Here is a 15,209-nt window from a genome sequence, read left to right as displayed (position 1 = left end):
GGCATAAACGGAGCCAGGTGCGCCTTCGCCGCGACCGGGCCGACGCCGGGCCCGCCGCCGCCGTGCGGGATGCAGAAGGTCTTGTGCAGGTTCAGGTGCGAGACGTCACCGCCGAACTTGCCCGGCTGCGCCAGGCCCACGAGGGCGTTCAGGTTCGCGCCGTCCACATACACCTGTCCGCCTGCGGCGTGGACCGCGTCGCAGATCTCGGTCACGTCGCCGTCGTAGACGCCGTGGGTGGACGGGTAGGTGATCATGATGCAGGACAGGGCGTCCCTGTTCGCCTCGATCTTCGCGGAAAGGTCGGTGTGGTCGATGGTGCCGTCCGGGGCCGTGGCCACAACTACCACCTTCATGCCGGCCAGGACCGCGGAGGCGGCGTTGGTGCCATGCGCGGAAGCGGGGATCAGGCAGATGTTGCGCTGCTGGTCGCCGCGGGAGTGGTGGTAGCCGCGGATCGCCAGGAGGCCGGCGAGTTCGCCCTGGGAACCGGCGTTGGGCTGGATGGACACCTGGTCGTAGCCGGTGATCTCGGTCAGGTCAGCCTCGAGCCCGGTGATGAGTTCGCGCCAGCCTTCGGTCTGGGAGTCCGGGGCGAACGGGTGGATGGAGGCGAACTCGGGCCAGGAAATGGCTTCCATCTCGGCGGTGGCGTTCAGCTTCATGGTGCAGGAGCCGAGCGGGATCATGGTGCGGTCCAGGGCAAGGTCCCGGTCGGACAGGCGGCGGATGTAACGCAGCAGCTGGGTTTCGGACCGGTGGGTGTTGAACACCGGGTGCTCCAGGTAACCGGAGGAACGTTCGACGGCGGCCTCCAGCCCGAAGCCTTCAGCGGCCCCTACGGAGGCACCAAAGATGTCCGCGACATTGGCGACGACGGCCGGCGTGGTGGTTTCATCCAGGGAGATGCCTACGGTATCTGCGTCGATGGAGCGCAGGTTAATGCCGCGCGCTTCAGCATCGGCAATAATGCCGGCAGCGCGGCCGGGCACCCGAACGGTGACGGTATCGAAGAAGCTCTTGTGCAGGACCTCCACACCGGCGGCCGCGAGGGAGGCCGCCAGGGTGCGGGCGTGGCCATGCGTTGTTTCCGCGATTGCTTTCAGGCCGTCCGGGCCGTGGTACACGGCGTACATGGAGGACACGATGGCCAGCAGCGCCTGCGCGGTGCAGATGTTGGACGTGGCCTTCTCGCGGCGGATGTGCTGCTCGCGGGTCTGCAGGGCCAGGCGGTAGGCGGGAACGCCGGCGTCGTCCTTCGAGACGCCCACCAGGCGGCCGGGCAACGAACGCTCCAGTCCCTTGCGGACGGCCATGTAGGCGGCGTGCGGGCCACCGAAGAACAGCGGCACACCGAAGCGCTGGGTGGAACCGACGGCGATGTCCGCGCCCTGCTCGCCCGGAGGAGTGATCAGCGTCAGCGCCAGGAGGTCGGCGGCAACAGTGACCAGCGCACCGCGTTCCTTGGCGGCGGCGATGGCTTCAGCCTGGTTGAAGACGCGGCCCGAGGCGCCGGGCTGCTGGAGCACGATGCCGTTGATGTCGCCCTCGGGCAAACCCCGGGAGAGGTCAGCTACCTCTACCTCGAAGCCGAGGGCCTCAGCACGGCCCTTCACGATGGCGATGGTCTGCGGCAGCACATCGATGTCCAGCACCGTCTTGCCGTCTGCGGCAGGCTTGGCCTTGTTGGCGCGGCGCATCAGCAGGACCGCCTCGGCCACCGCCGTCGCTTCGTCCAGCAGGGACGCGTTGGCAATCGGCAGGCCCACCAGGTCCTGGACCATGGTCTGGAAGTTCAGCAGCGCCTCCAGCCGGCCCTGCGAGATCTCTGGCTGGTACGGCGTGTAGGCGGTGTACCAGGCCGGCGCCTCAAGGATGTTGCGGCGGATCACGGCCGGGGTGATGGTGTCGTAGTAGCCCTGGCCGATCAGCTGCACGGCAGTTTTATTCTTGCCCGCCAGCCGGCGCAGCTCGGTCAGGACCTCAACCTCGCTGAGGGCGTCCTGCAGGCGGAGCGCCGTCTCCTGGCGGATCACCTGGGGTACGGCGGTATCGACCAGGGAGTCAACGGTGTCGTAGCCGACAGCCTTGAGCATGGTGTCGACGTGGTCCTGGCGCCGGGCGCCGATATGGCGGTCGACGAAAGTGGTGGAGGCTGAACTAACCGTCACGGGGGAACTCCAGATACTCAGGCGGCGCAGGGTACGCCACAGCGATTCGGGTCCCTCCCCGCTCTGTATTGGACCTGAGAGTTTCCACGGCGCCTGCATGGACAGGACCCGCTTGCACCGTCGGTGAGCACAACTGTCCGGCACCCGATCACGGGCGCCTGGACGGCCTGCTGCTTTCCAGAGGTGCCTCGCCGCGGCGGTACAGGGGCCTGCGAGATTCCTGGGGAGGATTTGCTCCTACGGCGCCTGCCGACGTTGTGGCAGGACTCTCCCGCCGCAGATCAAAGGCTATTCAGTTGGATGTGTACGCGGGGCCGTCAGGTGACAGCTCCCACAACGCTTAATTCTCCTACGCCACGGCCCCCGGGGCAAATGTCCTGCTACCGCCGGAGCCGCTCCAGTGCTGCCAGCAATTCGTCCACGTCCGCAGCTGCGCCGCCTTCGGGGACCGGGCCGACGGAGAGCATGGCGTTGAAGTAGAGGCCGTCCCCCATATACAGCACGGCCTTGGCCAGGGCCGGCCCCACATCGGCGGCGATTTCGTCGAGCCACCGCCGCTGGATCGCAGCGAAACGGCGGCGGGTTTCTTCATGCGCCACCTCCGCCAGCCGGGTGGCGGCGACGATGGCCCGGTCCAAGGGGGTGTCTCCCCACACCGAGGACCTGATGAAGTAGGCGGCCGCGCCTTCCGGGGCGGCGGCCATGGCATCGGCGTCTTCTCCGGCGAACGCGTCCAACTGGTCCAGGAGCGCCTGAATCAGGGCTTCCTTGTTGGGAAAGTGGTAGAGGAGACCGCCCTTGGAAACGCCGGCCTTGCGGGCTACGGCGTCCAGGGTGGCGGCGCGCTCCCCCACCTCAATCAACAGGGTGGCGAAGGCATCAAGGACAGCTTCGCGGGCGACTGGCTTTCGGGGCATGCCATCCATCATGCCCTCCCGGGGTGCCGGAGGCTCAACTCAACCGCCGCTCCAAACTATACCGTCTGGACGGTATAGTTAATCCATGACCACCTCGATGCACCGCGCTGACCCCCAACTTCAGGGACCTGCCGCCCCACGGGCGCCGTGGCGCGACTGGCTGGCCCTTGCGCTGCTGATGTTCCCCGTACTGCTGGTGGCCGTGGACAACACGGCATTGACCTTCGCCTTGCCCGCGATCGCCCAGTCCCTGAACCCTTCCGGGGTACAGCTGCTCTGGATCGTGGACGCCTACCCGCTGGTCCTGGCGGGGCTGCTGGTGTGCATGGGCAGCTTCGGTGACAGGATCGGCCGGCGGCGGCTGCTCCTCACCGGCAGCCTGGGCTTTGCGGCGCTCTCGGCCGCCACGGCGTTCGCGCCAACGGCGGAATGGCTCATCGCAGGGCGCGCCGCCCTGGGCTTCTTCGGCGCCATGCTGATGCCCTCAACCCTCTCGCTCATCCGCAACATCTTCGCGGAGCCCAACCGTCGCCGGCTGGCGGTGGCCATCTGGGCCGCCGGGTTCTCCGGCGGGGCCGCCCTGGGTCCGATCTTCGGTGGCTGGCTGGTGGAGCACTACTGGTGGGGCGCAGTCTTCCTGGTCGCAGTGCCGCTCATGGTGCCGCTGATCGCCCTGGGTCCGGCGCTGATCCCGGAATCGAAGAATCCGGAACCGGGGAAGGTGGACATTCCCAGCATTGCGCTGTCCCTGCTGGTGATGGTGCCGCTGGTATACGGCATCAAGGAAGTTGCTACGGAAGGCTTGTCCGGCACCGGCCTTGGCGCCATGGCATTCGGCCTGGCCATGGCAGTGGTGTTCGTCCGGCGGCAGCTCCGGCTGCCGCACCCTCTGCTGGACATGTCGCTTTTCCGCAACCGGGTGTTCAGCATGGCCATCACCGCCAACGTCCTGGCCCTGTTCTCCTTCAACGGCTACATCCTCTTCCTGGCCCAGCACCTGCAGCTGCTCGAAGGCATGACGCCGTCTGCCGCGGGCGTTGCCATGATCCCAGCCCTTATTGCCACGGTGGTGGCAGGACTGGTGGTGGTGCCGCTGGTCCGGAAGGTGCGCCCCGGCTTCGTGGTGGGAACGGGCCTTGCGTTCAGCGCCGCGGGATACAGCCTGGTGACGTTCGGGAACCACGACGGCGGGCCCACACTGCTGCTGGCAGCGTTGCTGATCCTGGCGCTGGGCGTGGGGACGGCTGAAACCATCTCCAATGACCTCATCCTCGGTGCGGCGCCGGCGCACAAGTCAGGTGCCGCGGCCGCCATCTCGGAGACCGGGTACGAGGTGGGGGCGCTGCTGGGGACGGCCGTACTGGGCTCCATCCTCACGGCCTCCTACCAGCACAACCTGCACCTCCCGGCAGGTGTGGACAGCACCGCCCCGGAAGCGGCCCGCCACAGCGCCGGCGAAACACTGGCAGGCGCCATGGACCTCGCGGCCGCGCTGCCGGCCCCGCTGGCCGACGCCGTCCGCCAGTCCGCAGCTGCCGCCTTCGATTCCGGCGTGCATGTAACGGCGGCGATTGGGCTGGTCCTGATGGCAACCGCGGCAGTCTGCGCCGCCGTCGTACTTCGCAAAGTACCTAAGGCCGCGTAGCAGCACCACGGCACGCGTCAGCACATAGGCCTCAACGGCAAAGGCGCCCGGCGCCGGAGTCCAACCTCCGGTACCGGGCGCCTCATCCGTGCTGTGGTGGCAGTCCGCTCCTACTTTTCGTCAGGCGCGGTGACGCTGGCGGTCGGCTTCATCGTCTCGGCGTTCACCATCCAAGCGAACTGCTCCAGCTTGGCAATGAACTCGTGCAGCAGGTCTGCGCTGGTGGGATCCTCCTCATCCACCTCGTCATGGACCTTGCGCATGGTGCCCACCGCTGCCTCCATGGCTGCAACGATCCGCTCGATGGCGTCCTTGGTGCTGATCAGGCCCTCGGGAAACTCCGCCAGGGCGGTCGACTTCGACACAGTGGAGCTGCGGCCATCAGGCAGCGCGTGGAGGGCCCGCATGCGCTCGGCGGTGTCATCGGCGAACTGGCGGGCGGCGTCAACGATCTCATCCAGCTGCAGGTGGAGGTCCCGGAAATTGGTGCCCACAATGTTCCAGTGCGCCTGCTTGCCCTGGATGTGCAGCTCGATCAGGTCGGCGAGTACGGCCTGCAGGTTGTTGGTCAGGGTCGGTGAAGCTTTCATGGGAGTCCTCCTCGATTGGTCCAGTAACTTCGAAACTATCAGCGCCCGGGCCACCCGGCACGGGCCTGGGCGGATATTTCTCAGTGAGCTTACTAATTCTGCCGCCCAGTCATAAACGAACGTGATTCATATTCCCTCTTGCGCGACGGCGGTCACACCTCCATACTAAATGAACGCCATTCATATAGTGACCCCGGTCATAAGCTTCCAGAAAGCGGTGCCATGACAGAAGCACTCCGCACCAGCCCCACCGCCGCGCGGGGCCAGCAATTGCCCGGCAGCGGCGACATTACCGCCAAGGGACTGAAGGGCGGGCAGCTGGGGCTCCTCGCCGTCGTGGTCCTGGGAATTTCCACGATCGCCCCCGCCTACACCCTGACCAGCGCGCTGGGACCCACCGTCAATGAAGCCGGACTCCAGCTGCCCGTGATTTTCCTGATCGGTTTCATCCCGATGATCCTGGTCTCGCTGGCCTACCGGGAACTCAACGCCGATTCACCGGACAGCGGCACCACTTTCACCTGGGTCAGCAAGGCGTTTGGCCCTTGGGTCGGCTGGATGGGCGGGTGGGGGCTCCTGGCAGCCAACATCATCGTGCTGTCCAACCTCGCCGGCGTGGCCGTCGACTTCTTCTACCTCTTCCTGTCCCAGCTCACCGGCTCACCGGAACTCGCGGACCTCGCGGACAACAAGGCCCTGAACGTCCTGACCTGCCTGGTGTTCGTCGCCCTCGCTGTCTGGGTCAGCTACCGCGGCCTGCACACCACCAAGGTGGTGCAGTACGGCCTGGTGGGATTCCAACTGCTGGTACTCGGCCTGTTCGTCGCCATGGCCTTCGCCAACTGGTCCACCTCGGAGACCGCCATCCCCTTCAGCTGGGAATGGTTCGACGTCACCAGGATCGAGACCTTCGGCCAGGTGGCCGCAGGAATTTCCCTCTCCATCTTCGTGTACTGGGGCTGGGACGTCTGCCTCACGGTGAACGAGGAAACAGCCAACGGCAAGAAAACGGCCGGCGTGGCCGGCACCCTGACCGCCGTCATTGTCCTGGCCATCTACCTGCTGGTGAGCATCGCCACCATGATGTTCGCCGGCGTCGGCGATACCGGCAACGGGCTGAACAACGCAGAGAACCACGAGAACATCTTCACCGCGCTGGCCTCCCCCATCATGGGCCCGTTCGCCATCCTGATGTCCCTGGCAGTGCTCTCCAGCTCGGCCGCGTCCCTGCAGTCCACCTTCATGTCCCCGTCCCGCAGCCTCCTGGCGATGGCCCACTACGGTGCCCTGCCTGAACCCTTCAGCCGGGTCAGCCGGAAGTTCGCGACGCCGGGCTTCGCCACCGTCGCTGCCGGCGTCATGTCCGCGGGGTTCTACGCCGTGATGCATGTGGTCAGCGAGAACGTCCTCAATGACACCATCCTGGCCCTGGGCCTGATGATCTGCTTCTACTACGGCCTGACGGCACTTGCCTGCGCCTGGTACTTCCGGCACAGCCTCTTCACCAGCGCCCGCCATTTCCTGTTGCGGCTGCTGTGCCCGGTGCTGGGCGGCGTGGGCCTGTTCGTCGTGTTCTTCCAGACCGCCGTGGACAGCCTCGCCCCCGAGTTCGGCAGCGGCTCCGAAATCTTCGGTGTGGGACTGGTGTTCATCCTCGGCGTCGGCATCCTGGCGCTCGGCGCGGTGTTCATGCTGATCATGGCCCGGGTACGCCCCGCCTTCTTCCGCGGCGAAACGCTCCGGAAAGACACCCCGGCCCTGGTGGTCCCGGAGTAAAGACGCCTGCACAGAACAGAAAAGGTGCCGTTCCCGCCAACGCGGGGACGGCACCTTTTCTATTTTGACGACGGCGGCTGTCACCAGAAGTGCGCCACATCCACCACCAGCCGGGAGCCTGAGCCCGGCCCGTCCAGCGTGAAGACACGGAACGGAAGACGGGCGCGGACGCCCACACCGAGCGTGCTCTGGCCCTCAAAGCTTCCTGCCCAGACCACCTGGCGGAAGGTCTGGTAACCGGAGACGTTGGCGAGCTCCAGCTGGTCAGCGGGCTTGTACGTGGCGTGGCCGCTATCGTCGTAGGCCGGTGCCCGGACAACCACCTGCAGTCGGGCGCCGCCCCGGACGTCGACCGGTTTGCCGGAACCGTCCTGGGTGATTTGCCCAACATAGCGGACGGAGTAGCCGGGAGCCGGGCCGCTGCCCAGGTCAACCACCAGCCGGTCGAAGCAATAGTGCTGTCCGGTGCGGATATTGGTGACGGGCGCGCCGCTCATGGAGCCGTCCGTCTTCATTAGCGAGCCCCAGGTGAGCCCGCAATACGAGGAGGTTGCCGAGGCGGGCCCCGGAACCAGCAATCCCAGTCCGACGGCCACAAGGATGGCCGTGAACCAGATGGAGAGTTTTTTCATTGTGGTGCCACCCAAGGAAGGAGCGATTGGATAGCTCCAGATTAGGACGGCAGCAACGGCGAAACGAGGCCTGTGGCCGCTTCGGGGCGGAACCGTTAACCTGGCGCCCGCCGCATTAAGGCCGCATAAAACAGGGGCCGTTTCGGGGCCCCTCTTAACCCGTTCGGCACCGTTCCTGCACCTGCCCGTTACCGCCTGTAACGGTTGCCCGCGGGGTACAAAAAAGCGCCGGTTACCCCCGTGGGACAGCCGGCGCTGAAACCTGGTGGAAGATCAGCCTTCGCAGTCGCGGCAGTACTTGAGGCCGTTCTTTTCGAGGGCAACCTGGGACCGGTGGCGGACCAGGAAGCACGAGGAGCACGTGAATTCGTCGGACTGCTCCGGAACCACAACAACTGTCAGTTCCTCGTTGGAGAGGTCTGCGCCGGGCAGGTCAATGCCTTCAGCGGTGTCGTTCTCTTCGAGATCGATGACGGCGGTCTGCGCGTTGCCGCCGCGGGACGCCTGGAGGGCCTCAAGCGAGTCAGCGGGAGACTCTTCTTCCTGCTTGCGCGGAGCATCGTAATCGGTAGCCATAGCGTGTTCACTTTCGTTGCTGCACAGCGCCATTTCAGGCACCTCAGTGCAGCAGTTTAGGGCATGACCCCGTTACAGGCGCAATAGTGTGTTCAACCGGCCGGTCAGCCGGCGCCGGCAGTCGATTCATCGTGCCGTGCACGGGCATGGTCGGCGCCTACTGCCACGCCGCTCAGGGCAGGAAGCCAGCCCCAGCGGGATGCCTCGGCCATGGCGTCAGCGGCCTGTTCCGGGGAGGTGAAGGCGAAGGCGGCGGTAAACCACTGGCGGAACCTGCCGGGAATGCTCTCTGTCATTCCTGAAACATAGGTGGCGGATGTTGTGGGCGCGTTTCCCCGGCATCTCTGCCTGGTTAAATCCGGAACCGCCCGGGGCCTGGAACTTGCCCTCAGCCGGGCGGCGCCGTACTGCTGCGCAGGACAAGTTCCGGCTCCACCACCAGCGTCCGGGGACCCGGCGTGCCGCCGAGCTCCGCGAGCATCATGTCCATGCACCGCCGGCCGAGTTCTTCAAAGTCCTGCCGGATGACCGTCAATGGCGGACAAAAGTAGCCGGCCTCAGGCTGGTCGTCGAAGCCCACCACGGATACGTCCTGCGGCACCCTGATGCCCGCCTCGTTCAGCGCCCGCAGGAGCCCGAGGGCCATCTGGTCGTTGCCCACAAAGAGGGCCGTGGCACGGGAATTTGCCGCCAGTAGCCGGCCAATTTTGTAGCCGCTGCCCGCGCTCCAGTCACCCTCCACAATCAGGTCCGCGGCGAGTCCAGCGGCTTCCAGGGCGGCACGCCAACCGTCGGCGCGGGCCACGGCATCTATCCAGTCCTGCGGCCCCGCGATGTGCCCAATCCGCACATGCCCCTGCCCAATGAGGTGTTCCACGGCCAGTGCCGCCCCGCGGCGCTGGTCCACCTTGACCCCGCCTACGGTGTCATTTCCGTTGGACCCCACGGCCACTACGGGCACTCCGATGGGCAGTTCTGCCAGTGCGGCCAGCGTCTCCAGGTGCGGAACAATCACCACGATTCCGTCCACGGACTGGTCCAGGAAGTGCCGGACTGCGTCCAGGATCGCGTCCCGGCTGACCTCCCGCAGCGCAGCCACACTGACGAAGTATCCTGCGTCCCGTGCTGCGCGCTCCACCCCCAACATGGTGTTGGCGGGTCCGTACTGCGAAAGCTCACTGCCCAAAACACCGATGGTCTGTGAACGCCGGGTGACCAGGCTCCGGGCGGCGGTGTTGCGGCGGTAGCCGAGGGTCGCAATCGCCGCTTCCACCTTTCCCCGGGTCCCGGGGCTGACGCTCGGATGGTTGTTGACCACCCGTGACACGGTCTGGTGCGAGACCCCGGCCAGTTCCGCCACGTCCTCGAGCCTGGGCAACCGGCGTGGCCTGTTGTCCGTCACTGGGTCCGTGTCCATGGCAGCCACCGGGGCCGGCACCTGAGCCGTGCCACCGGATCAGATCCCGCCGGCCAGTTTGTAGTAGGCGGCGTTCCAGTTCAGGTCCTTCTTGAACTGGCGGATGGTGGTGTCTTCGTCGATAGTGAGCAGTTCAGTCTTGGCGATCTCGGCGAAGTCCTCGAACACGTCCATGCCCACCTGGGTGGACAGGACCGTGTGGTGTGCGGCGCCGGCGGTGAGCCAGGCGGCGGCGGACGTGGCGAAGTCCGGCTTGGGCTCCCAGAGCGCGCGGGCCACCGGCAGGTTGGGCAGCGGCTGGTCCAGCGGGACCACGTCCACGGCGTTGGCCACCAGGCGGAAACGGTCCCGCATGTCGGACAGCGCGACGACGACGCCCGGGGAGGCGTCGGCGTCGAAGACCAGCCGCACGGGGTCTTCCTTGCCGCCGATGCCGAGCGGGTGGATTTCCAGCCGCGGCTTCGACGCAGTCAGGGAGGGGCACACTTCCAGCATGTGCGCGCCGAGGATCTTCTCCGCGCCGGGTTCCAGGTGGTACGTGTAGTCCTCCATCAGGGACGCACCGCCGGGCAGGTCCCCGCCCATCACCTTCGCGGCGCGGACCAGGATGGCCGTTTTCCAGTCGCCTTCCGCACCGAAGCCGTAGCCGGCAGCCATCAGCCGCTGCACGGCCAGGCCCGGGAGCTGGCGCAGTGCGCCAAGGTCCTCGAAGGAGGTGGTGAACGCGGCGGACCCGTTGGCTTCGAGGAAACTGCGCAGGCCGAGTTCGATGCGGGCGCCGTACCTCAGCGAGTCGTGCCGGTCCGCGCCTTTGCGGAGCTCCGGCACCACCTCGTAAAGGTCCTCGTACTCGGCAACGAGGGCGTCGACGTCGGACTCCGGAGCGCCGTGCACGGCGTCGGCGAGTTCGTTCACGGACCAGGTGTTGACCGCGACGCCGAAACGCAGCTCGGCCTCCGTCTTGTCACCTTCGGTGACGGCAACGTTGCGCATGTTGTCGCCGAAGCGGGTCAGCTTCAGGGTCCGGACAGCGGCCCAGCCCGCGGCGGCGCGCTGCCACGAACCCACCTGCCGCGCCACCTCGGGGTTGGAGACGTGCCCGACGACGGTCTTCCGGGCGATGCCCAGCCGGGACTGGATGTAGCCGAACTCGCGGTCGCCGTGTGCGGCCTGGTTCAGGTTCATGAAATCAAAGTCGATATCCGCCCAGGGCAGGTCACGGTTGGCCTGCGTGTGCAGGTGCAACAGCGGCTTGCGGAGCAGGTCCAGGCCCTGGATCCACATCTTGGCCGGGCTGAACGTGTGCATCCACGCCGTCACGCCGATGACCGAATCGTCCGAGTTGGCCTCCAGCGCGGTGCGGCGGATGGCATCGGAATCGGTCAGGACCGGCTTCCACACGATCCGTACCGGGACCTCGGAGGAGGCGTTGAGCCGGTTGGCGATCTCCTGCGACTGGGCGGCCACCTGCTTGAGGACCTCCTCGCCGTACAGGTGCTGGCTGCCGGTGAGGAACCAGACCTCATAGCCGTCAAGGGAAGTGTTTGCTGCGGTACTCATGGGTTCTCCTGGAAAGTTCTTGGCGGCTACAGGCGTTACTGGCCGTAGACGTTCTGGTAGCGGGCGTAAAGGGAGTCGATGTGGCCCTGGTCGATGGGCAACGGGTCACCGAGCTGCCGGGCGATGTGCACCGTGCGGGCCACTTCCTCGCACATCACAGCAGCCTTCACCGCAGACTTGGCGTCCTTGCCGATAGTGAACGGGCCGTGGTTCTGCATGAGGACTGCCGGGGAATTGGAGTTCTTCAGCGTCTCCACGATGCCGTGGCCGATCGAGTCGTCACCGATCAGGGCGAACGGTCCCACCGGGATGGATCCGCCGAATTCATCACCCATCATGGTCAACACGCACGGAATGGCCTCACCCCGTGCAGCCCAGGCGGTGGCGTAGGTGGAGTGCGTGTGCACCACGCCGCCCACTTCAGGCATGTGCCGGTACACGTAGGCGTGCGCCGCCGTGTCGGACGAGGGCGACAACGGCGGATTGCCCCAATCGACGGTGCCTCCGGCCCCGACATTGGTGCCCCGTACGGGAGTGCCGTGCAGGTCAGTGACGATCATCTGCTCCGGGGTCAGGTCCTGGTAGGCGACGCCGGAGGGCTTGATGACCATAAGGTCCGTTCCGGGCACGCGGGCCGAGACGTTGCCGGCGGTCCACACCACCAGTTCATACCGGGTCAGTTCGGCATGCAGCGAGCACACTTCCTGCCGGACCCGGGCAATGGTCTCCAGGATTCCTGCTCCGGCGCTCATGCGGACATCTCCACGGGAGCTTCGGACACAGCGGCCGACGGCGTGGTCCCCGGGATTGGGCGCCGGACGCCGGAGATCGTCCCGTCATCGCGGTGGCCGGGCCCGGGGCTGGAAGGGAACAACGAATCTGGCATGTGGTGCCTCCGTCCGGGAGGCAGCGCCTCATTACCGGGTTCTGTAGGGGGTCGGGTAGTGCTAAGTGTTGCAGCAAGTGTGAACGCTAACAAAGTAGAAGTCAACGGAGCCGAAAGGTTTCCGAAATTCCCGCTCCGGTCTCTTGTTAGCGTTCACAAATGGGTCTATATTGAACCGACACATCAACAATGTGGCCAGGACCGGCAGCACGGGTGCTGCCTGATCCAACAACACTTCGTGGCAGTGCTGCCGCGGAAGGAGATAATGGTGAGAATCAAAAAACTGATGGGCGCGGTGGCCCTTGTCCTCGCCCTGACGGTGGGTGCTACCGGTTGCGGCTCCCGCGGCGGAACCAGCGAATCCAGCGGTGCTGCGGCCAACCCCAGTGATTCACTGGTCGGCATCTCGATGCCTACGCAGACCTCCGAACGCTGGATTGCAGATGGCGCCAACGTCGAAAAGTCCCTGAAGGACCTCGGCTACAAGACGGACCTCCAGTTTGCCAATGACGACATCCCCACCCAGGTGTCGCAGATCGAAAACATGCTGACCAAGGGCGCCAAGGCCCTGATCGTTGCCGCCATTGACGGCACTACCCTGACCGACGTCCTGGCCAAGGCCAAGGAGCAGAACGTCAAGGTCATCGCGTATGACCGCCTTATCAACGGCACGCCCAACGTGGACTACTACACCACGTTCGACAACTACACTGTCGGCGTCCAGCAGGCCACTTCGCTGCTGACCGGCCTGGGCCTCGTCGATGCCAGCGGCAAGAAGGTGGACGGCAAGGGTCCGTTCAACATCGAGCTTTTCGCGGGCAGCCCCGACGACAACAACGCCAACTTCTTCTGGACCGGCGCCATGGACACCCTCAAGCCGTACCTGGATGCAGGCACCCTCAAGGTCCCCAGCGGCCAGACCAAGTTTGAGCAGGCAGCGATCCTCCGCTGGCAGGCGCCCGTTGCCCAGAAGCGCATGGAGGACATCATCACCTCCGCCTACAGCTCCGGCACCAAGCTGAACGGCGTCCTGTCCCCTTACGACGGCCTGTCCATCGGCATCATCTCGGCCCTCACCAGCACCGGCGGCTACGCCAAGGGAAGCCTCCCCGTAGTCACCGGCCAGGACGCCGAAAAGGGTTCCGTGAAGTCCATCGTCGCCGGTGAGCAGTACTCCACAATCTTCAAGGACACGCGGCAGCTCGGCGCCCAGGCCGTCAAGATGGTCGACGCCGTCCTCAAGGGCCAGGAGCCGGAAACCAACGACACCAAGACCTACGACAACAAGGTCAAGGTGGTCCCTGCCTTCCTGCTGAAGTCCGTCATCATCACCAAGGACAACTACAAGAAGGAACTGATCGACTCGGGTTACTACAAGGACTCCGACGTCAAGTAGTCAGCGTCCGGCGGCTGTGGCCGGACCCGGAGTCCGGCCACAGCTTCCTCCCGCAGCCTTCTGCAGCAGCAGGACGGCCAACCTTTCGACCAGTCAGTGGGAATTGACGATGAACACACCCATTCTTCAAATGCGAGGAATCACCAAGACGTTCCCGGGCGTGAAAGCGCTGCAGGACGTCACCCTGGACGTGAACCGTGGCGAGGTCCACGCCATCTGCGGTGAAAACGGAGCCGGGAAGTCAACGCTCATGAAAGTGTTGTCCGGCGTCTATCCTCACAACACCTTCGACGGGGAGATCCTCTTCGAAAACGAACCCTGCAACTTCTCCAGCATCTCGGACAGCGAGAAGCGCGGAATTGTCATCATCCACCAGGAACTGGCCCTGAGCCCGTTCCTGTCCATAGCCGAGAACATCTACCTGGGTAACGAACAGGCCACCAACGGCTGGGTGGATTGGCGCAAGACCAACCTTGAGGCAGCAAAGCTGCTGGCCCGTGTGGGCCTGGACGAAAATCCTGTCACCCCCGTGCAGCACATCAGCGTTGGCAAGCAGCAGCTGGTTGAAATCGCCAAGGCCCTCTCCAAGGAAGTGAAGCTGCTGATCCTTGACGAGCCCACCGCCGCTCTCAACGACGAGGATTCCGGCCATCTGCTGGACTTGATCCTCCACTTGAAGGGCCAGGGCGTCACCAGCATCATCATCAGCCACAAACTCAACGAGATCCGGAAAGTGGCTGACGCCGTTACCATCATCCGGGACGGTAAGACCATCGAAACCCTGCGGCTCGACGAAGGCCAGATCACCCAGGAGCGGATTATCCGCGGCATGGTGGGCCGTGACCTGGAGAGCCTGTACCCGGAACGTGAGCCCAACATCGGCGACGAGGTCCTGAGGATCGAGGACTGGTCCGTTCGCCACCCCCAGGATCACAGCCGCATGGTGGTCCGCAACGCAAATCTGCACGTCAGGAAGGGCGAAGTGGTAGGGCTGGCGGGCCTCATGGGCGCCGGCCGCACCGAACTTGCCATGAGCGTCTTCGGCCGGACCTATGGAACCACCGTCTCCGGCAAGGTCTACAAATACGGCGAGGAAATCAACACCTCCACGGTGTCTGACGCCATCCGGCACGGCATCGCGTACGCCACCGAGGACCGGAAGCACTACGGCCTGAACCTCATCGAGGACATCAAACGGAACATCTCCCTGGCTGCACTGCGCAAGCTCGCCAAGCGCGGCTTCGTGGACAAGAACCAGGAGACCGTGGTGGCCAACGGCTACCGCAAGAGCATGAACATCAAGGCTCCCTCCGTGGCCGCCATCACCGGCAAGCTGTCCGGTGGAAACCAGCAGAAGGTAGTGCTGAGCAAATGGATGTTCTCCGACCCCGATGTGCTCATCCTCGATGAACCTACCCGCGGGATCGACGTCGGCGCCAAGTACGAGATCTACACGATCATTGCCAAACTCGCGGCCGAAGGAAAAGCAGTCATTGTGATTTCCTCAGAACTTCCCGAACTGCTGGGCATCTGCGACCGCATCTATACCCTCGCGGCCGGCCATATCACCGGCGAAGTGCCCATTGCAGAAGCGACCCAGGAAACCCTGATGCACTACATGACCAAAGAGAAGGAATAGCGAA

The 15,209-nt window shown here is 65.2% G+C and carries 13 protein-coding genes and 1 riboswitch; of the genes, 4 read left to right on the top strand and 9 right to left on the bottom strand.

Going from position 1 to position 15,209, the window contains the following annotated elements; translation table 11 throughout:
* Together gcvP and AC1DBN_RS20630 are read right to left on the bottom strand one after the other, a co-directional pair.
* Positions 1 to 2,171: aminomethyl-transferring glycine dehydrogenase (gene gcvP / locus AC1DBN_RS20635; protein ID WP_477724105.1), on the bottom strand; the 2,171-nt coding region annotated here is incomplete at its 3' end.
* A gap of 187 nt (positions 2,172 to 2,358) precedes the next feature.
* A riboswitch (glycine riboswitch) is annotated at positions 2,359 to 2,455 on the bottom strand.
* 96 nt (positions 2,456 to 2,551) lie between these two features.
* A complete protein-coding gene (locus AC1DBN_RS20630) occupies positions 2,552 to 3,088 on the bottom strand; it encodes a TetR/AcrR family transcriptional regulator (RefSeq protein ID WP_314216631.1) in 537 nt (178 codons plus the stop codon).
* 85 nt (positions 3,089 to 3,173) lie between these two features.
* On the opposite strand from AC1DBN_RS20630, the gene AC1DBN_RS20625 reads away from it, so the two are divergent.
* Positions 3,174 to 4,733 carry an MFS transporter gene (locus tag AC1DBN_RS20625; RefSeq protein WP_314216629.1) on the top strand — a complete coding sequence of 520 codons (1,560 nt, stop codon included), beginning with the start codon at positions 3,174 to 3,176 and terminating at the stop codon, positions 4,731 to 4,733.
* A 110-nt stretch (positions 4,734 to 4,843) separates the two neighbouring features.
* On the opposite strand, the gene AC1DBN_RS20620 is transcribed toward AC1DBN_RS20625, so the two are convergent.
* The gene (locus tag AC1DBN_RS20620; protein WP_091718386.1) at positions 4,844 to 5,323 is read right to left on the bottom strand and encodes a Dps family protein; all 480 of its coding nucleotides are present in this window, start codon (positions 5,321 to 5,323) and stop codon (positions 4,844 to 4,846) included.
* 222 nt (positions 5,324 to 5,545) lie between these two features.
* On the opposite strand from AC1DBN_RS20620, the gene AC1DBN_RS20615 reads away from it, so the two are divergent.
* The gene (locus AC1DBN_RS20615; RefSeq protein WP_091718384.1) at positions 5,546 to 7,099 is read left to right on the top strand and encodes an APC family permease; all 1,554 of its coding nucleotides are present in this window, start codon (positions 5,546 to 5,548) and stop codon (positions 7,097 to 7,099) included.
* Positions 7,100 to 7,179: 80 nt separating this feature from the next.
* Here the strand turns inward: AC1DBN_RS20615 and AC1DBN_RS20610 are convergent, their stop codons facing one another.
* The 6 genes from AC1DBN_RS20610 to AC1DBN_RS20585 form a co-directional block, all read right to left on the bottom strand.
* Complete coding sequence (locus AC1DBN_RS20610) at positions 7,180 to 7,731, bottom strand: AMIN-like domain-containing (lipo)protein (protein ID WP_477724104.1); 552 nt, start codon at positions 7,729 to 7,731, stop codon at positions 7,180 to 7,182.
* Between the two features lie 273 nt (positions 7,732 to 8,004).
* Positions 8,005 to 8,307, bottom strand: a complete 303-nt coding sequence (locus AC1DBN_RS20605) for a DUF4193 domain-containing protein (RefSeq protein WP_056078542.1) — start codon at positions 8,305 to 8,307, stop codon at positions 8,005 to 8,007.
* A gap of 104 nt (positions 8,308 to 8,411) precedes the next feature.
* Positions 8,412 to 8,603 (bottom strand): hypothetical protein, encoded by a 192-nt coding sequence (locus AC1DBN_RS20600; RefSeq protein ID WP_477724103.1) that lies wholly within the window; start codon positions 8,601 to 8,603, stop codon positions 8,412 to 8,414.
* Positions 8,604 to 8,695: 92 nt separating this feature from the next.
* Positions 8,696 to 9,724 carry a LacI family DNA-binding transcriptional regulator gene (locus AC1DBN_RS20595; RefSeq protein ID WP_477724102.1) on the bottom strand — a complete coding sequence of 343 codons (1,029 nt, stop codon included), beginning with the start codon at positions 9,722 to 9,724 and terminating at the stop codon, positions 8,696 to 8,698.
* 39 nt (positions 9,725 to 9,763) lie between these two features.
* Positions 9,764 to 11,284 (bottom strand): L-arabinose isomerase, encoded by a 1,521-nt coding sequence (gene araA / locus AC1DBN_RS20590; protein WP_477724101.1) that lies wholly within the window; start codon positions 11,282 to 11,284, stop codon positions 9,764 to 9,766.
* A gap of 35 nt (positions 11,285 to 11,319) precedes the next feature.
* A complete protein-coding gene (locus AC1DBN_RS20585; RefSeq protein WP_091718376.1) occupies positions 11,320 to 12,036 on the bottom strand; it encodes an L-ribulose-5-phosphate 4-epimerase in 717 nt (238 codons plus the stop codon).
* A gap of 399 nt (positions 12,037 to 12,435) precedes the next feature.
* Between AC1DBN_RS20585 and chvE the strand changes: the two genes are divergently transcribed.
* Both chvE and mmsA read left to right on the top strand, forming a co-directional pair.
* Positions 12,436 to 13,566: a multiple monosaccharide ABC transporter substrate-binding protein gene (gene chvE, locus AC1DBN_RS20580; protein WP_172829911.1), complete on the top strand. Its 1,131-nt coding sequence runs from the start codon at positions 12,436 to 12,438 to the stop codon at positions 13,564 to 13,566.
* Positions 13,567 to 13,675: 109 nt separating this feature from the next.
* Positions 13,676 to 15,205 carry a multiple monosaccharide ABC transporter ATP-binding protein gene (mmsA, locus tag AC1DBN_RS20575; protein ID WP_091718374.1) on the top strand — a complete coding sequence of 510 codons (1,530 nt, stop codon included), beginning with the start codon at positions 13,676 to 13,678 and terminating at the stop codon, positions 15,203 to 15,205.
* Positions 15,206 to 15,209: the final 4 nt, after the last annotated feature.

It is taken from the genome of Pseudarthrobacter sp. 10T415 (genome assembly GCF_056394175.1).
Note: the sequence above shows the minus strand (reverse complement) of the source record. Positions and strands in the feature narration are given on the sequence as shown.